We start from the raw sequence: 21,865 nt of genomic DNA on the forward strand, positions 1-21,865 counted from the left end.
TTTATTCGTCATTAACAAAATCTATATTAACCTATGAATATGAATGGAATATGAACAAACATTTTTTATCGATTGTTTGATATCTGTAAAGAGAATGTAAATTCAGTTCCAATTCCTACTTCACTTTTTACCTTTATATCTGATTCATGCAGTAAAATAATAGATTTCACAATGGAAAGTCCAATCCCCGTACCAATTTTTTTCGAGCGTGCTTTGTCTGATTTATAAAATCTATCCCATATAAAAGGAAGTTCCTCTTCTTTTATTCCTATTCCTTCGTCACGCACTATTATCTTTACTTTGTCTTTTTCTTTTTCTAGTTTCAAATAGGTGGAGCTATGAGCAGGAGAAAAGTGAATTGCATTGCCAATTAAATTGATAAAAACTTGTTCCATTCTATCTTGGTCAGCGAATACATATAGATCCTCTTTTGGTGTTTGAAACTTAATATCCATTTTCGCCCCCTTTAATTGTGGTTCCAATTTTGCAGTTATAACACGTAATTGTTCAGTTAAGTTGTAGTTTTTCGGATAGAGTTTTAATTGACCTGACTCTAACTGCGACACTTCTAATAAATCATTCACCAACTTTATTAATCGTTCTGTTTCTTCTTTCATAAGTAAGTAATAATGTTTTTTTCTTTCATTAGGTATTGTTCCATCTAATAATGCGATTAGAAAACCTTTGATAGATGTTAGTGGGGAACGTAAATCATGAGACACATTTGCTAAAAATTCTCTTCGCATCTCTTCTAAACTTTCTAATTCCGTTGCCATATAATTAAAGCTCTCTCCGAGTTGGCCAATTTCATCTTTTGTAGCGATAATCACTTCTTCGGAGAAATCCCCTTTAGCCATTTTTAATGCAATCTTATTCATTTCCCTTAGCGGAGTTGTAATTTTCCTAGAAATAAACCAAAGGATGATTCCAGCAACACAAATGGTGATGATTAAAGTGAATAATACCATCCATATTACTTGTTCATATTCGTGTAACAAATCATGATAGACAATCACCATGAAAAAACCATTTTCATCTAATGGAGATTGATCTGAGTATATATAAATAAAATCCTGTTCAATTTTCATTCCACCAGCTAACTTCTCTCCAGACGTTAGCATTTCATTCACTTTTTCTTCTATTTTATAGGACGTAATCTTACTACTTGTTGGCTCGTACACTAGTTTCCCTTCTTTATCAAAAAGAAAAATACTACTGTTTTTTTGTTGTAAACTACTTTGAAGGGATGAATTCAAGATAGAGTCATCCCATTTTTTAATCTCGGATTGATCCAGTTGTTCTTTAATTTGCTCGTGGTGAAAATTGTACGTATCTTCGTAATTACTATAAAGTTGAATATGAAATAGATAAAGAAAGATAGAATTAAATAATAGGAAAGAAAACATTACGATAAAGGAATAGGTAATAAAAAGTTTTCGAAATATACTAGTTTTAATCATTATTTTTCACCTATTTCTAGTTTATATCCTATTCCTCTAATCGTTTGAATCAACAAGTTTTTTTCTTTTAGTTTTTCTCGCAACCTCTTAATATGAACATCCACCGTTCTCGAATCACCTTCAAAACTATCTCCCCAAATTCTATCTAATAGTTGTTGTCTAGTAAAAACTTGATTAGGATTGGAGGCTAGAAAATAAATGAGTTCTAGCTCTTTTTTAGGCAGGGAGACTTCAGTATCACGAAGAAATACTTTAAATTGATTCACATCAATAAATATAGAACCTAGCTTAATGTTTTCTTTCCGTTCTTCTTTTCTAGAACTTCTTCTTAAAACAGCTTTCATACGCGCAACTAATTCATTTGGGTCAAATGGTTTTACAATATAGTCATCTGCCCCTAATTCTAATCCGCGTATTTTATCATAGCTTTCACCTTTACCAGTTAGCATGATAATAGGTATATGCTTATTTTCTAAACGAATCATCTTACATACTTCCCAACCATTCATTTCAGGTAGCATGATGTCTAGCAAAACGAAATCCGGTTTTTCATCGTAAAATTTAGCTAAACCTACTTCGCCATCTAAAGCAATGTTTGAGTTGTATCCTTGTTTGTCCATATATAACTGAATGAGGTCACATATATTTGGATCATCTTCTACTATTAATACTTTTATCTGCTCTTTCAATATTTTCACCTCAATAACACTTGTTTAATTAACTTGTCACTGTTTACAATAGCATATTATTATGAACAGAAAATGAACGAAAAAAGCAATACGACCTTAAGAGTAGGTGTATTGCTTTAACCAGTAATTAGAATTTTTTTAAAAATAACACCCACGTCGAACCTAACATAATTAGTATTAGACCAGCAACTATGTAAACAGATGATAATCCGATTATGCCAAGTAAGGAAAATGTTACGAATGGCCCTAACGCTGCACCTATATCGACTACAACTGTGTGAACAGTCATTACTTTTACTTTATCCAAGTGTGCGGCAGCATTCGTTGCAATGGTATCAGTAGTAGTCACAAAGATAGTTGAAAGTGCTGAAAAATCAATAATCCACTAATAAGTATATAAATGGATTGAATAATCCCTAGGAAAATTAACATAGCGCCACCAAAAAATAGTGGAATGAGTAATACTTTTAACATCCTTTGTTTTGAATATAGTTGTTTTCCGATCCACGGTGCTACAAATGGGTCCCATCCCCATCTTATAGCTTGTAAAATACCTGCAAGACTAGCAACCCCAATAGTAAATTGAGCTACTGTCCAATGTTCTAAGTATGCTATTTCAATTAAAGGGCTTAATGTAGAAGCAAATAGCCCAAAAACTATAAAGCCCATTGTCGCTCCTGTAACAAATACCATGCTTACGTACGGGGTTAACCATTTTTTCTTAACTTTAGGTGAATTTTCTGTTTGATTTGTTCTTTTTGAAACTGGAACTAGTAGAATTACAGCAGGAATGGCAATTAATCCCAGATCCGCATATATTGTTGTGACAAAGAAAATGGAAGTTTGATCAACAAGGAATCCTCCTGCAAGCATTCCTATTAACCCCCCTAATCCCCAAATTCCATTATAAAGTCCAACAAATTTCCCGCGATTATGATCATTCGTAACATCTATTACAGTTAGAAAGCCACCTAATCTCAGCAAGGACCAGGCAACTCCCCATAACGCTCTCATAAAAACTAACACCCAGAAGCTTTGTATCGTTCCGTAAGAGAAGGTTGTAATTACGGCAAGTGATAAGGCTATAAATACACCAGTTCTTAATTGAAAATGTTTATAGAACAATCCAACTAGTGGATTTATAGGTAATCGCACAAAACGGTTTATCGATAGTAGAATACCAATTTGCCAAATAGCAGTTAATCCAAACTCTCTCCAATATAAAGGTAAAACGATAAATAGCAATGCTTCCCCTAGAACTGCTACTGCTGTTACTAAAGCAATTCCTACCACCCTTTTTTGTGTAGACAAAAAGTATTCCCCCAAATAAAAATAATTGAATACCTTTTTTAAAATTGCAAAGTATTTTAGAACAAAATATATAAATTATTTCAAAAAAAGAAAAATTATACAATCTTTTTCAGAAAAATGTATTATAGAATAAGTAAATAAAAATTGGGGGTAAGATTTTATTTTCACATTAGGAGGATTAGAAATTGCAGAAATTAGATAGAAAAATTGCGGTCGTAACTGGCGCTAGTAGTGAAGTAGATATGGGTACCTCAATTTGTAGGAAACTGGCTAGCAATGGTGTGGATGTATTTTTTACTCATTGGAAAGCTGAAATTGGATGGCTAGAACAATTTATAAATGAACTTAAAGCTCTTGGAGTCAAAACTGACTGTGCTGAAATTGACTTTTCCACTAAAGATGCAGCCAGTAACGTTATGAAAGCAGTGGAAAGCAGCTTAGGGATTCCATCTATTTTAGTCAATAATGCAGCGCATTCCACAAATGATGGGTACGAATTGTTAGATGCTGAAACCCTTGATATTCATTATGCCGTTAACATGAGAACTACGTTTTTACTTTGTACCGAATTTGCTAAAAGATATAAAGTGAGTAATCTAAGTTCTGGCAGAATTATCAATATGACTTCTGGGCAAGATATTTCTCCTATGCCTGGAGAGCTGGCCTATGTTGCAACAAAAGGAGCTATTTCCGCATTTACGAAATCTCTTTCTGCTGAATTGGCTCCTATTGGTATTACAGTTAACGCTATAAATCCTGGACCAACTGATTCTACTTGGATGAATGATGAAATTAGAGACTATTTAAGGCCAAAATTTGGCTTAGGACGAATTGGAAAACCAGAGGATGTAGCGAACTTAATAAATTTTCTGGTGAATGAAGAAGGTGGTTGGATTACGGGTCAGATAATTCATTCGGAAGGTGGATTTTTAAGAAGTTAATATAACAACCTATTGAGATTATAAGTTTCGAGCTCTTTTCAAATCTCATTGATTTCACTAATAATAATTACAAAATAGGCAAAAATACCTGTAAGTATTAGTGAAATGAGGTGAGGTATTGAAGCAAAAAGAAATGTTTCTTAAAATTGTGGAGACGCGTGTGGAGTTGTATGAGTTTATGGATAAATACTGGGAACAATATTCTAGTTTCCATACTTGGCAATTTTGGACGAATGTCTTTATGCTTCTTTTCCCAATCTTTATTCTGTATAAAGTACTTGATCGTAAAAAAGCATTTGAGATTGGCTTTTATGGTTTTGCAGTTCATACTATTGCATCTTACTTAGATATTTATGGGATAAGAATGGGGTTTTGGGGATATCCTTATCAAATTTCAACTTATGTAGCCGCTAATATCGCTCTGGATGCTTCTCTTATTCCGATAAGTTTTATGCTTATTTATCAATATACATATCATAATAAAAAGCGTTTCTATTTAGTTACTTTGATTGGAATATGTGCATTTTCCTTTATTATAAAACCGATATTAAAATCCCACGGTCTTTTCTATATGGGAGAAGGATTTACATTCTTATATCTATCCTTGTACTATGTTGCAGCAATTGCGTCCTCGATCGCAGTTGTTAAAATATTCCATGGTTTTCAAAAAGGAAAATTATAATATTACAAGAGTGTAACAGGTACGGTTACACTCTTGTAATATTTTGTTTCGTTTACTTATTTGATGATGTAACAGGTTCCTTGCTAATTTCTCTATTTTCTTCTTCTCTTTTTTCATTTAATAGACTTTCTAATTGCTTTTTACTTTTTCTATCAGTTAAAACGTAAAGAATATCTTGTTCTTTAATAGTTGAATCTCCAGAAGGAGTTACTAATCTATCTTCCCGAATAATTGCATTTATTAATGTACCTTTAGGGAAATCTATATCTACAAGTTTTCTCCCTACTATTTCTGCATCTGAATTTACTTCAAATTCAATTATTTCCGCATTCGCTTTTCCTATCGATACTAACTCTAACGAATGAGGAGAACTCACCTTTTTCACTCCAACTAATTTTAATTTTTCAGCAAGGAGCGTAATAGTTGAACCTTGTATTAATGTAGATGTAAGAACTACGAAGAACACTACATTGAAGAATAATTGGCTATTTGGCAACCCAGCAATCATAGGGAAAGTAGCTAATACAATTGGCACAGCTCCACGAAGACCTGCCCAAGATAAAAAGACTTTTTCATTAAATTTATACTTCATCCCGATTGTAGATAAGAAGACTGCAATAGGTCTAGCAACAACCATTAGAACTAAAGATAAAACTAGCCCTTTCCAAATAATATCCCATTGAAAAAGTTGTCCTGGAAAAACTAATAAGCCAAGTATAGTAAACATTAAGATTTGCATCATCCAAGCAAATCCTTCATTAAATCGGAAGATTGACTGGCGATAAGTCAATTCAGAATTCCCTATAATTAATGCGGCTGTATATACTGCAAGGAGTCCACTTCCGCCAATTAATGCTGTTATACTGTATGTCAATAGAGCGAAGGCTAGTGCGAACACAGGGTACAACCCACTCGAATCCAAGTTAATTTTGTTAATAGAAATAGATCCGAGTTTACCTAGTATAAGACCTAAAATTAAACCTGTAGACATTTGCCAAGCGAAATTTATGATTAGTGTGAAATAATTCGGATCAGACGCAATAATCAATTGAATAAAGGATAAAGTTAGAAATACCGCCATCGGATCATTTGTTCCAGACTCTGCTTCTAATGTCGCACCCATTCTCGCTTTAATATTTTGACCTTTCAGTACTGCAAAAACAGCGGCAGCATCGGTTGAACCTACAATCGCTCCAAATAAGAAAGCTTCTAGCCAGGTGACATCCAAAATTAGCTTTGCAGCGAATGCTACAATGGTTGAAGTTAAGATAACTCCGATAGTGGCTAAAGATAAGGACGGCATTAGTACAGACCTTACTGTTGGCCATTTTGTTTGAAGACCACCTTCAAAGAGTATAATTACAAGCGCAAATATTCCAATTAGTTGCGCATATTTTGCATTGTCAAAATAAATAAATCCTAGCCCGTCACTACCAAATAACATACCAACAATAATAAAAAGTACAAGTGCTGGTACGCCTAATCTATTTGAAAATTTCGTTGTAATAACACCAACTATCAATAGCATTGCGCCTAATAAAATAATTGAATCTACATTAAACCCACTATTAAACATAGTATTTTCCTCCCCTCCGTACGATGTGATCTCTATTTTTTATTTCAATAAACTATAAATTAACATCAATCTTTAAAGTGTTATTGTCATTTTTGTCATCTTTATTTATTCCGATATAGCGGTAAGTTTCGGATGGTGTATTATGATTAAATAAACTTTGTAAAATGGAAACAGCTATACCTTTTTTATATGCATGATAGCCAAACGTCTTTCTTAACGTATGAGTCCCAATCTTCCCATAAAGACCTACATTGTTTGCTGCATTATTGACAATACGATATGCTTGTTGCCTAGAAATCGGTTTTTCACATTTTCGTGATTTAAAAAGATAATCACTCGATTCAAGTTTTTCTGATTGAACATATATAGTAATTGCATTTTGAACAATATTATTTATATAAATGGACTGCTCGTCTACTATAGATATATAAAACTCTTTTACACATCCGTTATCTTCTATAACTTCGCTAACTTTTATATGTAACAATTCATTAATTCTAATTCCTGTGTTAATCCCCATAACAAAAAATAAATAGTCTCTTAAAGACTGCTTTTTTAAATGTTCTTTCATTAATGTGATATGCTTTGACTCTTTAATAGCCTCTACACATTCCAACCATTATCACCTTCCTTATGTAACATAACTTAATTATATCATGTATTTGTGTAACATAATAAATGTTAATAACTAGTTCAAAAAACATTTTAAACTATTACAGTTGTTAGATTGTTGAATAATATAAAAACTTGAATTAATATGGAGGAAATATCATTTATTGAAATGGTGAAAAGAGGATTGATATGAAAAAGATATCATTTATTCTCATCCTTACTTTTAGTTCTTTTTCTTTAATTTTTCAAACTAGTAATATTAATATTGGAGTTAATACCAAAAAAGTATATAACCACTTATACGACTTTGACTATGTTATTAGCATGGAAAGTCCGATTAATAGTTTAAATTTAATACAACAAAAGAAAAAAGAAGGTATTAAAGTAAAAAATGCTGTACATTCCTTTTATGTTTTATTTTCTCCTGTTACATTTATTATTACTGAAAATGTTGAACATAACCTGCTATATCGAATGTGTTTAACTCCTATATACTATGAAGGTGGATACCTCTCCTTAACTTTTAATATAATTACTAGTAAAAATTAAAGGAGAGTAATCATGAAAAACAATTCAGAACTAAAGGACTCACTAAAATGCTATTTAGTTATTTCACTGCTTTCTATCATATTCTTCACTACCATTATCTTTTCAGCAGAACTTACTAACCACAGTGTCCTATCTATGCTCCCGAAATTTTCATGGGAAATGATAAATACATTCGATGAAATTTTTAAATAAACATCTATATTTGCTAAGGTTTTTCAATCAAAAAAGGTGCCTATTAAAGGCACCTTTTTCTTATATTACAAGGGACTTTCAGTTACCTGGCACTTGTTACACTTTCGTTATGTTAGTGTATTTTTTTAAAACTTTTACGTTGAACTCTGCTAGGAACTCTTCTTCTTTTTTGTTTACTTCTTCTTCTGATGGCACTGCATTTAATAGTTCTAGTTGTGTATAAACTTTACCACCTTTTATGATTAGGTTAATTTCTTTTGTGTTTTCAATATTCTCTAAAGGATTTGCATTAAGCACTACTAGATCTGCAATAGCTCCTTTTTGAATAATTCCTAATTCAGGTTTATTCAAGCTTGCCGCTGCCATACTTGTTGCTGCTCTAAGTGCTTCTAATTTCGTAAATCCAGCTTTAACAAAAAGTTCTAACTCTCGATGTAACGCCATTCCTGGATATGTCCACACTCCTGCTGGGGTATCTGTGCCTGCAACTACTCTGCCTCCTAATTCAGCATAGGTTTTTGCAAACCGTTTATTTATAGTGCCTAATAACGCATTCTTTTTTAAAGCATCCACATATTGCGAGATCATAGACCATTGTTGGATTAAGCCTTCGTTTTTCTGTATTTTTTCTATTACTTCATTGTCAGGCTTCCATACATCTGGGACTCTACCTTGTTGGTCAAATAAAATCATCGTTGGGCACAGAATGACATCGTATTTTAAAAGCTCTAAACATATATTTCGAATTAATTCTTCATCTGGTTTTTCCCAATTAATCTCATCCCAGTCTGATTGTTCTGCTCTCATGTTCCAGCTTGGGTACATTGCTTGAACCACGCCAGATACATGCTCATTCCACTTTACTCCAATCTTCGCAGCATCTACTGCATTTACATCTGTGGAGTAGAGCAAGTCACAGCTCACTTCTTTCCCATGTTTCTTCGCCTCTTCTACAGTAGCTTCCATCACTTCTCTACTTAACCAACCATACACTTTCACAAATTCTGCCCCAGCCTCAACTTGTCGTTTGACTTCTTTTATGGCTTCTTCTTTTGTATCAATGTTAATACTCCACGGACTTGTTTCCCCCCATAAGCCTGGAGGGCCGTCCATAATTCGATCCGCGGAAACTATTTTTGGAGTTGGAGCATCCCGAGGTGCTTCTATTAAGCTCCTCAACTCTAATACGTTACCGCCAGTGTTTCGAACAGTTGTAATCCCTGCTGCTGTAAATATAGGAGCAAAAGCATCCTTAATATGTACATGCATGTCAATCAAACCTGGAATAATCCATTTTCCACTAATATCAAATATTTTCATATCAGAAAAATTATCTATTGTTGTTCCAACCGGCAACAGTGCAGCTATTTTTCCATGCTTCATTAAGATATCCTGTTCTCTTACACTACCAGACTCAACATCAACAACGTATCCATTTTTCAGTAAGATTGTTTTTTCTTTCAAAAAAAATCACCTCTAGTTAAGAACTGTTTAATGTTTCGGTTAAGCAAAAAAAGAGATAAGTTAAAAAGAATATGCTAAAGTTGGAAATAATATATCTAATCTATGTTAGGAGGATTCCTTCATGCATTTTCATACTCACCCTACTATGTATGTACGTGATATACAATTGAAAGTTTCAAACTTATCTAAATCTATAGAATTTTATAAAAACATTGTAGGTTTTAACGTTATTAGACAAGATAAGAAAATAGCTCACCTATCGGCTAACGGTAAGACTTCGATTTTAACGATAGAACAATTAGATGAAGTAGAACCAAAGCAATTAAGAACAACTGGACTATATCACTTTGCCATACTACTTCCGAGTCGAAAAGAATTAGCTAAGTTTATTCATCATTTAATGAATACTCGCTATACTCTACAAGGTGCTTCCGATCATATTGTTAGTGAAGCTCTGTATTTAGTAGATCCTGATGGAAATGGGGTTGAAGTTTACTGTGATCGATCAGCATCTGAATGGAAATGGTCTCACGGGGAAGTGTTAATGGCAACGGACCGTTTAGATATAGAAGATATTCTCTCTGAACGGAATGGAGAAGAATGGTCTGGCCTTTCCAATGGCACTGTAATGGGGCATATTCACTTACACGTTTCGGATTTAAAGGAATCCGAAACGTTCTATTGTAACGGTTTAGGTTTTGAAGTAGTGTGTTGCTATGGAACACAAGCCCTTTTCGTTTCTTCAAATGGTTATCATCATCATATTGGGTTAAATACATGGAACGGCGTCGGTGCACCTCCTCCAAGCCATAATAGTGTTGGTTTGGAACATTTTACTATTAGTTTTCCAAGTGAAGAAAATAGGCAGGCTAGTATAGAGAGATTGCATAAGTTAGGGGCATCAGTTGAAACTGAAGATGATAACTACACAGTAATAGATCCATCAGGGAACAAACTTTTATTAACAATATAAGATAATTGCTTTGCACCTCACTTGAAAGAGGTGCTTTTTAGCTCCTGCCACTTGCCAGCTATTCTTCTAATGAGATACTATTTATCCAGTATTAATATATAGGGATGTGTAACGATGGAAAGTCATTTATTAGCTAATTTATATCGCTTGAAATATATTGAGCGTTGGAGTTTAATGCGGAATACGATGAAAGAAAACGTTGCGGAACATTCATTTCATGTTTCGTTACTTACTCATTGCCTTTGTTCGATTGCGAATGAAGTATATAACAAGGAAATTAATACAGATCGTGCCGTTACTCTATCCTTGTTTCATGATGTGACAGAAGTTTTCACTGGAGATATACCAACACCCGTAAAGCATCATAACAAAGATATATTAAAGAACTTTAGAGATCTAGAGGATTTAGCGGCAGAACGATTAGTAAACCAAGCTCCAGACGAACTAAAGCATATTTACAAAAGTATCATTTCTGAAAAAAATGAAAAAGATCTTTATCAATATGTAAAAGCTGCAGATCTTTTAGATGCATATTTAAAATGTGTGACAGAGCTTGCTGCTGGCAACCGGGAATTTGCGGTAGCTAAAAATCAAATAGAACAGAAAATACATTCATTATGTATGCCTGAGGTCGAATATTTCTTACAACATTTAGCACCAAGTTTCGAAAAGACTTTAGATGAAATTTCCGAGTAAAAAAACGAGGGATACCAAATAGATAATGTTATCCCTTCTTCTTCAATCCCATTACCACTTTCTTTACTGTTTTTTCTTATTAGTAGTATGAAACCACCTTATTTATTTCATTAATTCTAAACTTCACTTATATTACACCTTAACTTTCATATATTGTAAAAAGAAATTTTTTACAAAGGAAGTGAGGTCCATGGCCACAAAACCACCTATGCTACAAAGCGGAGACTCTATTGGTCTAGTTTCACCAGGAAGTCCTCTTGATGCAAACATAATTAATGCTCGAATAGAAACACTTCGAAACATGGGTTTTAATATTATCTTCGGAAAGTATCTTTACTCTTTTGACGGCATCACAGCAACTACTCCAGAAAGAAGAGCGGAGGATTTAATGTTTATGTTTTCTAGCCCTGGTGTAAAAATGATTTTACCAAGTCGAGGAGGAACAGGTGTCCAAAGTTTACTTCCTTTTTTAGACTACAATATTATTAAACAAAACCCAAAGATCATTACAGGTTATAGTGACATCACTGTACTACTAAATGCTCTATATCAATTAAGTGACTTAACGACCTTTCATAGTTTAATGCTTCCGGATTTCAGGCCTGATACACCAACTTACAATTTCAATCAGTTTTTTGAATCAGTCTCCACACTTACACAACCAAGAGTTATTTTAAATCCACCTAACATGTTGCAAGTTAGTTTAGTACGTGGAAATGTTACTGGATCTATTGTGGGAGGGAACATAACATCCATCATTAATACACTAGCTACTCCTTATGAAATTGATACAAAAGGAAAGATTTTATTTTTAGAAGATATAAAGACACCGACTAACATGATCTATCGTTATTTCACTCAGTTATCTATGTCAGGGAAATTCAATGATTGTATAGGAATAATAATTGGAGAATGTACGAATTGTCCTGTATCTTACGGAACTACGCTTGAAATGTTAATAAATGAATGGATAGTGCCACTCGGTAAACCTCTTATGGTTAACGTGGCAACGGGGCATGGGTATTATAAGTCTAGTATTCCGATAGGAGCGGAGGTTAATTTAAACACGAATGAAAATAGATTAACAGTATTGGAAGCAACCGTGCAAACATAAAAAAAGGACTCTATAAAAGAGTCCTTTCCAACATTACATTTTTGTAACGTTTGTAGCTTGAAGTCCACGTTGACCTTGCTCAGTGTCAAATGAAACTTTTTGGCCTTCATCTAAAGATTTAAATCCTTCGCCTTGGATAGCTGAGAAATGTACGAATACATCATCTCCACCTTCTACTTCGATGAAACCGAATCCTTTTTCTGCGTTAAACCATTTTACTGTACCTTGTTGCATATTTGTTGCCTCCCAATATGTGGATAACCCACTGTTTATTACTATTATTGCTCATTTAGATATCAAAGGCGAAAAGTTTAAAACTTAATCTCTGATGTTGACCTAGCGAACAAAAATAATTCTTCTTAAATATAACATAAGATATCTAGAAAAGCAAATTTTTTTAAAAAAATCATACATTATCTTTAATTTTTTGTATTAAAACTATCTTAAGTTGGGCATCTTTCCATACTGTGGTGTATTTATTAAAAAAATTTCTCATCTAGTTAAGTCATAAAGACTTTTATTCTCTGAATCTAGATAAAGAAAGATCGATTTTTATTTGTTCATTCATAATTCAACCTTCTTTTATCTTACTTTCCTTCGATTATTGGTAAGTACCTTTTCAATTATACTCGACTTAGATGAGTATCTTTAAAATGCGTTGGATATTTCAAACCATATCCTAACATTCTATCCATTCCAATATGTGCAAACCATATTAAACTTAAAGCTATCAATATTTCACTTTTGAAAATCACTCCAATTATTACTAACATAATAGGAACTAAATAAGTATGAAACAAATTATACGATAGTGCACCTATCTTATTATTGACTATATATCCTACCATTGAAATGTCTGGGGTAAATAATAAAATGAAAAATAATAGCCAACTATATGAACCATGGGCATAAAAATAAATACTAGCTAAAAGTACAAAAGATCCCTCTAAATGTAATAGCAATTTAGTCATTCTATACTCACCATCCTTTATATTAACTTTCCTGCAGCTGATTGCTAAACTATATATTATTTTAATCTAATGGAGGAAGGACTCTTTTAGAAAATAATAGTTGAAACGTCAAAAGAAAAAACCATAAAAAGCCCGCATAGAAACCTAACAGTGGATATTTAAAAGAAGCTGGTTTGTTTTTCTCATAGTAAAAGTGACCAATCCACGAAAAGGTATAATGCAATAGTGCTAATATAATTGTTACATATATATTAATAAATAAAAATATCCATCCTAAAAAGGCAAACAAAAAAGCAAAATAATGAAGCACTTGATTTGCTTTATGTTTATGAGCTTTTTGATAATTTACTAGATCTCTTTGGATTCTACTCCACATGGTTTTCTCTCTTTTCACAAGTTTTTCTAAAAGTTCTTCTTTAGACGTTTACATTTCCTAGAACACCGTTCGTTGCTGTGATAGCGATAATAACGCAACCCCACATATGTTTATACGCTGTTACCATATCATCACAAGTAAAGGTAATTCGCTTTGGACTGATTAATTCTACTGTAGGTAACGTTGTTGTCATAAGAGCTTGGTTAGACCCTTTAAATTCAATTTCAAATGTTACTGGCCCTTCTGTTTTTAAAGGTTTATAGTTTGCTATGTTTTTTGTAGCTAGTTCTGCTTTTTCTCGAATGATCTGCTGTGCTTTTTCAGGATGAATGAGCTCAGAAGCAAAGCGATCAATTCCTCTTTTCACAATCGCCGCTTCCACGTTTGGCAATGTTTCTTTTACTTCTGCTACATAAGCATCATCGCCAGAAATAAATATAGTTGGTACATCGAATGAACCAGCTACCATTGCATTCATTTCCGTTTCCCCGACTACCTTTCCATTTATCTTCATTTCATTCACACAAATACCAGCTAGTGTATGACTAATAATGGCTCTTTCTGAACCACCCTCACGCCCATGATGTCCGACGAACATAATCGCATCAAACGTTTCGTCTAATCCTTCTAATTGACACATAACACGATTGCTTCCTTGTACGAGAGTTGCTCTTGAATCTAACTCTTCTATAAAAATATTAGACATGTTACCATGTCCATCAGCAACTACAACCTCTGTTGCTCCACCTTTAAAAGCTCCTTCAATCGCAGCATTTACATCTTGTGTCATTAACTTTCGAAAACGTTGATACTCAGATGGTGTTTTTAATTGTTGATTTGTTGCAACACCTGAAACACCTTCAATGTCAGCTGAAATAAATATTTTCATATTATGTATGGACCCTCTTTCTGTATGACTATTTAAAATTTTCTTTATTTTTATAATATAATTATTTTTCTTATGAGGCAACACACAAGGTATAGGCTTTTCAAAAAAATAAATCCGCGAGTTACATATGCACTCGCGGATTTTTAATGGGTTTGGATTTTACTTTCAATAAGCTGATTACGGTCATCGTTAGGTTCATCATTTTGCATTACATTATTAATGAGTAAATTCAGTCCAATGAATAGTACTATCGTCCAAAACCACCACTTTTGATAAAAATGTTTCTTCCTTGACATTTACATATTACCCCAAGAGTTGCTCTTCTTCATTATCATTAAGCAGTGCTCTTTTAGGGTTTAATGGAGTTAATTCATTTTTTCTTAGTAGGTATTGTAAATGTTTTACTGGCATAGAGCCATGACCTTTACCTTTTCCTAGTGTAAACTGCACTGTTTCACCACTATGGCGTAACACCGTTAATTTTTTGGATGAATTAAAAAAACCATTACTTCCATTATTAATTTCAAAGACTGTTCCACTTTCGATTTGCATGCATCATTCTCCCTTACAAGGTTGTTAGTTCTATTCTTTCTGTTGGAAGAGATTTGCATACATATTTTTTACAAAAATTAGTAACTACAACCACTAACCAGTATTGCAAACAACAAGCCAATTCCTCCGAGGATAAGACTTGCCTTGGCAAAATTCTTTAAATTTTTATTATGATTGCCAAATGCTAAAACAAACAACGCAATTATATTGATAATCGGAATTGCTAAGACAATAATAACAACAATCCAAACTCCAATAGAGACAACTTCATTATCTACATATCTGCTACGGTCATAATCCCTATCATAATTATTGTAGTTTGAATCATTTTTAACAGGAACGTTGTAGTGCTGATGGTCCATGACTATCCCCCCTTTTACCATTATTCTACATATACTGAGGATTCCCTCTATAAATACCTAGTTACAAATAAATATTTCCCGAGAAATTACAAGAAAAATGTCGAAGGGGCAATTTAGCCTTTTTAAGATACTAAAATAAGATAAATCCTTTATAAGGGTTAAAATAATTTTTATGTAATAGTAATAATTAACAGATTAGAAAGTTCTAATAGTATATTTGTTCTTTCGCACTAAAAAAGGGATACGGAATTGTACCGTAATCCCTATTTTTTAATTTTCCAACACCTTAATAAACTCTCTCATATAATCAGGTAAGTCCGGTGGGCGGCGACTTGAGATGATATGTCCATCTACGACTACTGGCTCATCCACCCATGTAGCACCTGCGTTCATCATATCGTCTTTAATCCCTGGAGTGCTTGTTACCTTTTTTCCTTGAAGTATCTTCGCAGAAATAAGAACCCAACCAGCATGGCAAATTTGCCCGATAGGTTTTTGATGTTCGTCCATTACTCGAACCATGTTTAACACTTCATCAAACCTTCTTAATAGATCAGGAGACCATCCTCCTGGTACTAGCAAAGCGTCATAGTCATTTGGGTTTACGTCTTTAAATGCATAGTCCGACATGATTGGGACTCCATATTTTCCCATATATTTTTCTTGTGCTTTTTCCCCTACGATGTCAACCGTTGCTCCTTCTTCACGAAGGCGTAAAACCGGATACCACAGTTCTAGATCTTCAAAGTCATTGCTTACAATTTGAATAACTTTTTTTCCAGCTAGTTTCATTTTTCTTCCTCCTTTAATATGTATGGTTTTATCGTGACATTATCCACTGTTAATAGCAAGTATTCCTCTATTTAATACCCATATTGTATTTAATATACTCTTACCAAAATATTCTCTATTGTACTTATTGTTCTATCGTGCTATAGTTATAGAGCGATGAGCTGAGTTGCATAAGTCGAACATCACGCCTTTTTGGCAAGGCACTATGTGGAGTGCTGATGTCTCGCCGCAATACGCAAAAAGACACCTGTTTACAGGTGTCTTTTTTATGTTATTCATTCAGATATGGCAGAATATCTTCTAGTTCAACTGTATTTACTAACACTTTTTCATGATCAAGTATCACATACGCTGGGTAATGTTCAATGTTAAAAAGTTGTTTTTCTTGATCTGGTGGGACGCTTATGAAAGAAACGATGTACATGTTATTTTTTTCTTTATGAAGGAGAGTGTTAATTTCCTTTTGAATCTCAATACCTTTCTCCCCTCCGAGATCTTCCCCTATATAAATGTAAAGTGCATACTTTCCTTCTTCTTTCGCATATAACCTTTCTAGATAATCTTCATTAGGTATTTCTACTACTTGTATTTTCTTAGCGGTGTATAATGGATGATTTTCATACCCTCTATCTTGTTGATTAACTTCGAGTTTCGTCCACTCCGAAATAAATGGTTCTTTTGTCCACACATTTAAATAAAATTCATATAAATTAACATCATTTAGAGAACTTTCATTTCCATTCTCATCGATGATCTCTGTTTCCTCTTGTATTTGTAGCCTATACGCTTCCCATTCACTTGGTATTTGCAACTCATTCGTTCTATTATCGTTTACGATTGCAAGGTACATATTATCACCTTTTAATTGTGAAGAGAGAATGGCTTGAAAGCTCGGGTTAACTCCACTATCTATAGTTTCTTTTTGTAGTAAGATTTGATTCTGAAATTCTTCAAGAATTAAAGGTGCATCGTGTTCCATTACTGAGCCGATAGAACCTAGATGTATTTGAAGGTGAAAATGGTCGTCACCGTAGGAAAAGTAGTAATGAAGTTTTTGAACTAAATTAGGTTGTTTAATATGTTCACGCAAAAATAACGTATCAAAGTGTTCATACGTCATCTCTTTCGTTTCGAGAATGGCACCTATTGCTTTTCTTCTAGCAAATTCCTCAGTTGAATGTGTAACCATGAAGCTACCTACTGAAGAGCCGAATTTATTTTGGATGTACCAAGACTCTTCGTTTTTCTCTATTTTCAATTCATTCTTTATTAATGTAGGAAATTCTGCCTCATGAAAAACATACTCCTTTTTCGTATGTGTCCCTTTACCATTCTGATCTTCTATATAGAATAATGTTGCTATGAATCCTCCAATGAATAGTAAAACGATAACGGAAACAGTTGGTACTAGCTTGTTGACTGATTGAATAAACCCTTTAGGTTGTTCAATGCTGTGCAATAACTGGCCATATACTTCCGTTTTGTCGCTCTCTTTTAAATCCACTTCCTTAAGTCGAGCAAAGTTCTTATCCCAATCATTTCTTTTATCAGATTGCATCATGAGTGTATCCCTCCTTTTTCATTTCCTCTTTTAAAGACTGGAGTGCACGGTGCAAAGTCGTTTTCACTTTACTTTCCGACCAATTTAAAATCTCTGCTGTTTCTTGAACCGAGAGCTCTTTAATTTTCCTTAATATAATTACTTCTTGATAATGTGATTTAAGTTTTTTGATAGATTTGTATAGTTGTTCTTCATTTTCTCCAAGTTGAGATATTTGCGCTGGACATTTATCATTCGATGGAAAAATAGCAAATGAGTTTAACATATATTTTATCGGCTTCATTTTTCTCATATAATCGAACGTTACGTTCCTAGCAATACGATACAGCCAATTTTTCACGCTTGTTTTCCCTTGAAAGCTTGAAGCGTGTTGATACGCTTTTAAGAATGTATCGTGCATTAAATCTTTCGCTTGCTCATTGTCACCAGTTAAGTACAGAATGAATCGGTATATGTCATCACTGTACTCGTGGTACCATTCTTTCACTTTTTGTTTACGGTACGAATCATCCAATTGTTATGGCACCTCATTTGCTTGTATAGTTTGTTGTCGGCTTAAAGACGGATGAAGAGGGAAAAGGTTACATTTCTTATATAATATTTTAGCATTATGATAAATGTGGATGTATTTTCAAATTTATGGATATATGTATAGATTTCTGGATATATTTACTTTTTTACTGATATATAAGGAGATTTACAGATATTCTCCAATTTCTACGGATATAACAATAATTAATATCAATTTCATATAATAAAACCCTCTGCTAGGTATCATTTTACCTTAACAGAGGGTTCTACTCTTTAATCTTTTTATGCTTCTATTGACTTTTCATTGCGTTGTTTTCTTTTAACCAGTCTTCTTACGCCTCTTCCTAAGTCATGAAATAGCATATATACTGCTGGAATTAATACTAGCGTAATAAGTGTAGCAAACAGCAGCCCTGATATAACAACCGTTGCTAATGGAGCTTGGTAACTGCTTGCAGCTCCTCCTGATAATGCAAGAGGAAGCATTCCACCAATTGTTGTTAAGGTTGTCATAAAAATTGGACGCATGCGATTCATACCTGCCTCTACAATTGCTTCGTGAACTGATTTTTCTTCCACTCTTAACTGCTTTGCACGGTCTATCAAAAGAATAGCATTATTTAAAACAATCCCAATCAACATGATAACACCCATACCTGACATAATACTTAATTCACGTTGAGTTAGTAATAGCCCTAGGATAACACCTGTAATTGTCATTGGAATAATTGTCATAACAATGATTGGGTGTAATAGATGATTAAACTGAACAGCCATTACAACGTACACTAAGAAGATAGCAATAGATAAAATGACTAGCATATCTTGAATTGCCTCTTGTTGTTCTTCTAAATTTCCACTTACTGATACTGTGTATCCAGCAGTTGTTTCAAAAGAATCCACCACACTTTGAACGTCACGATTGATGGAACCGAGGTCGCGCCCTTCTATATCTGCTAATATTTTCACGACACGCTTTCCTTCTTTACGATCAATTTGTGTTGGTGCTTGAACAGTTTCTAACTCAATATATTTTGAAAGTTTTTGATTACCTGTAGGCGTTAGTATTTCTTCATTTAACAAATCAGATTTCTTTGTTATCGTTTTGTCTGGTGCAATTAAAATTGGTGTAGAATTTTCATCTTGTAGTAAACCAATTGGCATTGTGGAAGACAATGCATTTAATTGACCAAATAGTTGTAATGGTGTAATACCATCTTTTTTCATCTCATCTTCTTTTAGAACGATTAATTGTTCTTCTAACATTTTGTCCATGGAAGTTGTTGTACCAACAATTCCATAAACTTTACTTATTTCGTTCGCTAATTCAGATGAAATTTTCTCCAATTCTTCTAAACTATCGCCTGTTACTTCAAGCTGAACTGGATAACTTGCTCCCATTCCCATTGCGGAAGTTACTCCTACAACTGGGAAATTCTCTTCTAGACTACGAAGTGAGGACATAATTCTTTCATTTATTTCGTCTTGGCCTAACGTTGCCTCTTCTTCTGGTGTCATGTTAATTAAAATAAACATAAATTCGATCTGATCCAATACAAAGTGGCTTGTTAGATCTGGTACGTCATTTAATTGCACATTAATTTCTTTAGCAAGTTCATCTTTTTCTTGAGGTGATATTCCACTTTCAAGCGTTATCATTACTTCTGAATATCGATTGTACATATCAGGCATAATGGTCATTGGAACTTTCGTAATTAATGCTAAAGAACCGATGAACATAAGGAAAAAGGCGAAAATTACTCCTAAACGACGGCGCTTCTTACCCGACATCCACGTGATGATATTTCCATATGATTGAATGATCCGGCTTTCTTTCTTTTGCTGTTGACGTTTCGTAAGTTTCAAGAAATTTTCGGATAAAGTTGGTATAAGCGTAAAGGAAACGACTACTGAACTTACTAGTGTTACAATAACGACAACAGATAAGATCATCATAAACTTACCTGCTTCTCCACCTAGTAATCCGATTGGTAAAAATACGACTATCGTCGTTAACATCGATGCTATAACAGCAGAAGCAACTTCACTTACACCTTTAAGTACTGCTTCTTTATTTGGGATTCCTTGTTCCTTTTTACGATAAATCGACTCTAAAATTACGATAGAAGCATCGACCATCATACCTATTCCAAGTCCTAATGCAATTAGACTAAGCATGTTGATACTGTAGCCTAGGAACCACATGCAAGAGAATGTTAATAAAATAGATAGAGGTATGGAAATTCCTATAATAATCGTTGCTCTTATATTTCTTAAAAACAAGAAGAGTATGACTATCGCCAATAAACCACCAATTAAAATATTACTAGTCACTCCATCTACTGCATCTTTTACATAATCAGCTTGGGCTACAATTTCATTAAATTGAAAACCGGTAACAAGCCCCTCATCCTTAATCTTTTGTACTTCCGCACGTATAGCCTCTGCCATTTCAATCTGTGTTGCTCCATTTACACGACCTATTTGAACAAGTACAACTTCTTTACTACCATTTTTCCACACACCAGAAGAAATTTCTCTTACTTGTAAGTTAATAGTAGCAAGTTCTTCTAACGTTTTAACTCCGTCCATTGTTGGTATTAATATATTTTTTATGTCATTAAGGGATTGTAACGAAGTAATCCAACGGATAGTAGGTTCATTTGTTTCTTCTTTTAATTCTCCGAGCGAAGTGATTAAGTTAGACTGCTGAATTGTTCCAATAATTTGTTGTGCGTCTACTCCGTATTTTTGTAATTCATCGCTTTTTAGTTGAATAATAATTTCGTTTTCTTCTAATCCATCGAATCTTACTTCTCTAACTTCTGGTAAAGCTTCTAATCTAGGTTTTACAACATTTTTAGAGAAGCTTGTTATCTCATCCATATTTCCGTTAGATAGTTCCATAAAAAACTCAAAAGGTTGATTCATAGATATTTGGAACGTTCCGATGTTTTGAATACCTTGGATTTGATTTTTGAGAGGGAGTATTGCTGCTTCAATATTTTTATGAATCTCATCCCCTCTACCTTCTTCCACCATAACTGTAATGGAAGAACTTCCAATATGTGATTGAGAGGAGTGTGATTCTACTCCTTCTATACCACTTAATATTTGTTCAATCGGCTTCGTTATCTTATCCTCTACATCAAGAACTGCCATTTCACCTGCGTCCACTTGCACAATCGTCATGTCAAACGAAATAGGCGGCATTAATTCTTGATCTAACTTGTTCATAGAATAAAGACCAATCATCAAAACAAAAATAACCATAAGTCCAACTGCAATCTTTCTCTTTAAAATAAACTCCAATATCGACATCTTCGTTTCTCCCCTCATTTGAGTCCGTTTCATAATGTATGGCTACTCATCGATCCTTAAATATGAAATTAACTCAATTACCAAAATTAAGTATTTTTTCCAACCCCACATTGATTATATGACGTTAATCCTAAAAAAAATAGTACCTTTACAAAAAATACAAACAGAGACGTAACCTCATATCCGACCAAAGACTTAGACGAAAATATTTCAAAGAGGTTACAGGCGCCAGGCACCTGTAAAATTCTTGA

Annotated in this window: 25 protein-coding genes; 7 read left to right on the forward strand and 18 right to left on the reverse strand. The window is 33.7% G+C overall.

Annotated elements, in window-relative coordinates; translation table 11 throughout:
* Positions 1–65 precede the first annotated feature (65 nt).
* From CDZ92_RS09585 to CDZ92_RS09595, 4 genes are all read right to left on the reverse strand, one after another.
* A complete protein-coding gene (locus CDZ92_RS09585; RefSeq protein WP_096155025.1) occupies positions 66–1,460 on the reverse strand; it encodes a HAMP domain-containing sensor histidine kinase in 1,395 nt (464 codons plus the stop codon).
* Complete coding sequence (locus CDZ92_RS09590) at positions 1,460–2,149, reverse strand: response regulator transcription factor (RefSeq protein ID WP_096155026.1); 690 nt, start codon at positions 2,147–2,149, stop codon at positions 1,460–1,462. Before CDZ92_RS09590 ends, CDZ92_RS09585 begins: the two co-directional genes overlap by 1 nt.
* A gap of 127 nt (positions 2,150–2,276) precedes the next feature.
* Complete coding sequence (locus CDZ92_RS20310) at positions 2,277–2,498, reverse strand: hypothetical protein (RefSeq protein WP_255249802.1); 222 nt, start codon at positions 2,496–2,498, stop codon at positions 2,277–2,279.
* Positions 2,495–3,460 carry an MFS transporter gene (locus tag CDZ92_RS09595; protein ID WP_255249803.1) on the reverse strand — a complete coding sequence of 322 codons (966 nt, stop codon included), beginning with the start codon at positions 3,458–3,460 and terminating at the stop codon, positions 2,495–2,497. Before CDZ92_RS09595 ends, CDZ92_RS20310 begins: the two co-directional genes overlap by 4 nt.
* Positions 3,461–3,645: 185 nt before the next feature.
* Here CDZ92_RS09595 and CDZ92_RS09600 point away from each other — a divergent pair, with 185 nt between their 5' ends.
* Positions 3,646–4,401, forward strand: a complete 756-nt coding sequence (locus CDZ92_RS09600; protein ID WP_096155027.1) for an SDR family oxidoreductase — start codon at positions 3,646–3,648, stop codon at positions 4,399–4,401.
* Between the two features lie 118 nt (positions 4,402–4,519).
* Complete coding sequence (locus CDZ92_RS09605; protein WP_096155028.1) at positions 4,520–5,083, forward strand: CBO0543 family protein; 564 nt, start codon at positions 4,520–4,522, stop codon at positions 5,081–5,083.
* Between the two features lie 52 nt (positions 5,084–5,135).
* Here CDZ92_RS09605 and CDZ92_RS09610 read toward each other — a convergent pair whose 3' ends face one another.
* Together CDZ92_RS09610 and CDZ92_RS09615 are read right to left on the reverse strand one after the other, a co-directional pair.
* Positions 5,136–6,659 carry a potassium/proton antiporter gene (locus CDZ92_RS09610; protein ID WP_096155029.1) on the reverse strand — a complete coding sequence of 508 codons (1,524 nt, stop codon included), beginning with the start codon at positions 6,657–6,659 and terminating at the stop codon, positions 5,136–5,138.
* A 52-nt stretch (positions 6,660–6,711) separates the two neighbouring features.
* On the reverse strand, positions 6,712–7,275 hold the full coding sequence (locus CDZ92_RS09615) for a tyrosine-type recombinase/integrase (protein ID WP_096155030.1): 564 nt from the start codon (positions 7,273–7,275) through the stop codon (positions 6,712–6,714).
* A gap of 185 nt (positions 7,276–7,460) precedes the next feature.
* Here CDZ92_RS09615 and CDZ92_RS09620 point away from each other — a divergent pair, with 185 nt between their 5' ends.
* Positions 7,461–7,820 (forward strand): hypothetical protein, encoded by a 360-nt coding sequence (locus CDZ92_RS09620; protein WP_096155031.1) that lies wholly within the window; start codon positions 7,461–7,463, stop codon positions 7,818–7,820.
* 12 nt (positions 7,821–7,832) lie between these two features.
* Entirely contained in the window at positions 7,833–8,012 is a 180-nt protein-coding gene (locus CDZ92_RS09625; protein WP_096155032.1) for a hypothetical protein, read from the forward strand.
* 96 nt (positions 8,013–8,108) lie between these two features.
* On the opposite strand, the gene CDZ92_RS09630 is transcribed toward CDZ92_RS09625, so the two are convergent.
* Complete coding sequence (locus tag CDZ92_RS09630; protein ID WP_227521508.1) at positions 8,109–9,476, reverse strand: amidohydrolase family protein; 1,368 nt, start codon at positions 9,474–9,476, stop codon at positions 8,109–8,111.
* Positions 9,477–9,597: 121 nt separating this feature from the next.
* Between CDZ92_RS09630 and CDZ92_RS09635 the strand changes: the two genes are divergently transcribed.
* The 3 genes from CDZ92_RS09635 to CDZ92_RS09645 all read left to right on the forward strand — a co-directional run bounded on the left by CDZ92_RS09635 (position 9,598) and on the right by CDZ92_RS09645 (position 12,259).
* Positions 9,598–10,449 carry a VOC family protein gene (locus CDZ92_RS09635; RefSeq protein WP_096155033.1) on the forward strand — a complete coding sequence of 284 codons (852 nt, stop codon included), beginning with the start codon at positions 9,598–9,600 and terminating at the stop codon, positions 10,447–10,449.
* Positions 10,450–10,563: 114 nt separating this feature from the next.
* Complete coding sequence (yfbR, locus tag CDZ92_RS09640) at positions 10,564–11,145, forward strand: 5'-deoxynucleotidase (protein WP_096155034.1); 582 nt, start codon at positions 10,564–10,566, stop codon at positions 11,143–11,145.
* Between the two features lie 190 nt (positions 11,146–11,335).
* A complete protein-coding gene (locus tag CDZ92_RS09645) occupies positions 11,336–12,259 on the forward strand; it encodes a S66 peptidase family protein (RefSeq protein WP_096155035.1) in 924 nt (307 codons plus the stop codon).
* Positions 12,260–12,292: 33 nt separating this feature from the next.
* Here the strand turns inward: CDZ92_RS09645 and CDZ92_RS09650 are convergent, their stop codons facing one another.
* The 11 genes from CDZ92_RS09650 to CDZ92_RS09695 form a co-directional block, all read right to left on the reverse strand.
* On the reverse strand, positions 12,293–12,493 hold the full coding sequence (locus tag CDZ92_RS09650) for a cold-shock protein (protein WP_096155036.1): 201 nt from the start codon (positions 12,491–12,493) through the stop codon (positions 12,293–12,295).
* 389 nt (positions 12,494–12,882) lie between these two features.
* Positions 12,883–13,230, reverse strand: a complete 348-nt coding sequence (locus CDZ92_RS09655; RefSeq protein ID WP_096155037.1) for a DUF4260 domain-containing protein — start codon at positions 13,228–13,230, stop codon at positions 12,883–12,885.
* 61 nt (positions 13,231–13,291) lie between these two features.
* Positions 13,292–13,606, reverse strand: coding sequence for an Mpo1-like protein (locus CDZ92_RS09660; protein ID WP_096155038.1), 315 nt, complete (start codon positions 13,604–13,606; stop codon positions 13,292–13,294).
* 40 nt (positions 13,607–13,646) lie between these two features.
* On the reverse strand, positions 13,647–14,495 hold the full coding sequence (locus CDZ92_RS09665; protein ID WP_096155039.1) for a M55 family metallopeptidase: 849 nt from the start codon (positions 14,493–14,495) through the stop codon (positions 13,647–13,649).
* A 143-nt stretch (positions 14,496–14,638) separates the two neighbouring features.
* The gene (locus tag CDZ92_RS19970; RefSeq protein ID WP_157842741.1) at positions 14,639–14,791 is read right to left on the reverse strand and encodes a hypothetical protein; all 153 of its coding nucleotides are present in this window, start codon (positions 14,789–14,791) and stop codon (positions 14,639–14,641) included.
* Positions 14,792–14,798: 7 nt separating this feature from the next.
* The gene (locus CDZ92_RS09670) at positions 14,799–15,047 is read right to left on the reverse strand and encodes a hypothetical protein (protein ID WP_096155040.1); all 249 of its coding nucleotides are present in this window, start codon (positions 15,045–15,047) and stop codon (positions 14,799–14,801) included.
* Positions 15,048–15,124: 77 nt separating this feature from the next.
* Positions 15,125–15,409 (reverse strand): hypothetical protein, encoded by a 285-nt coding sequence (locus tag CDZ92_RS20170; RefSeq protein ID WP_217990660.1) that lies wholly within the window; start codon positions 15,407–15,409, stop codon positions 15,125–15,127.
* Between the two features lie 270 nt (positions 15,410–15,679).
* On the reverse strand, positions 15,680–16,201 hold the full coding sequence (locus CDZ92_RS09680; protein WP_096155041.1) for a type 1 glutamine amidotransferase domain-containing protein: 522 nt from the start codon (positions 16,199–16,201) through the stop codon (positions 15,680–15,682).
* A gap of 271 nt (positions 16,202–16,472) precedes the next feature.
* Complete coding sequence (locus CDZ92_RS09685; protein WP_096155042.1) at positions 16,473–17,762, reverse strand: hypothetical protein; 1,290 nt, start codon at positions 17,760–17,762, stop codon at positions 16,473–16,475.
* Complete coding sequence (locus CDZ92_RS09690) at positions 17,749–18,276, reverse strand: RNA polymerase sigma factor (RefSeq protein WP_255249804.1); 528 nt, start codon at positions 18,274–18,276, stop codon at positions 17,749–17,751. The genes CDZ92_RS09685 and CDZ92_RS09690 overlap by 14 nt, the downstream gene beginning before the upstream one ends.
* Positions 18,277–18,575: 299 nt before the next feature.
* Positions 18,576–21,614 (reverse strand): efflux RND transporter permease subunit, encoded by a 3,039-nt coding sequence (locus CDZ92_RS09695; protein ID WP_096155043.1) that lies wholly within the window; start codon positions 21,612–21,614, stop codon positions 18,576–18,578.
* Positions 21,615–21,865: the final 251 nt, after the last annotated feature.

It is taken from the genome of Bacillus sp. FJAT-45066, assembly GCF_002335755.1.
GTDB lineage: Bacteria > Bacillota > Bacilli > Bacillales > Bacillaceae_I > Bacillus_CD > Bacillus_CD alkalisoli.

Coding starts and splice junctions, on each gene's coding strand:
- CDZ92_RS09660 (WP_096155038.1), bottom strand. CDS start 13,606: ATGTGGAGTAGAATCCAAAGAGATCTAGTAAATTATCAAAAAGCTCAT.
- CDZ92_RS09620 (WP_096155031.1), top strand. CDS start 7,461: ATGAAAAAGATATCATTTATTCTCATCCTTACTTTTAGTTCTTTTTCT.
- CDZ92_RS09650 (WP_096155036.1), bottom strand. CDS start 12,493: ATGCAACAAGGTACAGTAAAATGGTTTAACGCAGAAAAAGGATTCGGT.
- CDZ92_RS19970 (WP_157842741.1), bottom strand. CDS start 14,791: ATGTCAAGGAAGAAACATTTTTATCAAAAGTGGTGGTTTTGGACGATA.
- CDZ92_RS09585 (WP_096155025.1), bottom strand. CDS start 1,460: ATGATTAAAACTAGTATATTTCGAAAACTTTTTATTACCTATTCCTTT.
- CDZ92_RS09625 (WP_096155032.1), top strand. CDS start 7,833: ATGAAAAACAATTCAGAACTAAAGGACTCACTAAAATGCTATTTAGTT.
- CDZ92_RS09670 (WP_096155040.1), bottom strand. CDS start 15,047: ATGCAAATCGAAAGTGGAACAGTCTTTGAAATTAATAATGGAAGTAAT.
- CDZ92_RS09695 (WP_096155043.1), bottom strand. CDS start 21,614: ATGTCGATATTGGAGTTTATTTTAAAGAGAAAGATTGCAGTTGGACTT.
- CDZ92_RS09645 (WP_096155035.1), top strand. CDS start 11,336: ATGGCCACAAAACCACCTATGCTACAAAGCGGAGACTCTATTGGTCTA.
- CDZ92_RS09655 (WP_096155037.1), bottom strand. CDS start 13,230: ATGACTAAATTGCTATTACATTTAGAGGGATCTTTTGTACTTTTAGCT.
- yfbR (WP_096155034.1), top strand. CDS start 10,564: ATGGAAAGTCATTTATTAGCTAATTTATATCGCTTGAAATATATTGAG.
- CDZ92_RS09635 (WP_096155033.1), top strand. CDS start 9,598: ATGCATTTTCATACTCACCCTACTATGTATGTACGTGATATACAATTG.
- CDZ92_RS09680 (WP_096155041.1), bottom strand. CDS start 16,201: ATGAAACTAGCTGGAAAAAAAGTTATTCAAATTGTAAGCAATGACTTT.
- CDZ92_RS09610 (WP_096155029.1), bottom strand. CDS start 6,659: ATGTTTAATAGTGGGTTTAATGTAGATTCAATTATTTTATTAGGCGCA.
- CDZ92_RS09685 (WP_096155042.1), bottom strand. CDS start 17,762: ATGATGCAATCTGATAAAAGAAATGATTGGGATAAGAACTTTGCTCGA.
- CDZ92_RS09665 (WP_096155039.1), bottom strand. CDS start 14,495: ATGAAAATATTTATTTCAGCTGACATTGAAGGTGTTTCAGGTGTTGCA.
- CDZ92_RS20170 (WP_217990660.1), bottom strand. CDS start 15,409: ATGGACCATCAGCACTACAACGTTCCTGTTAAAAATGATTCAAACTAC.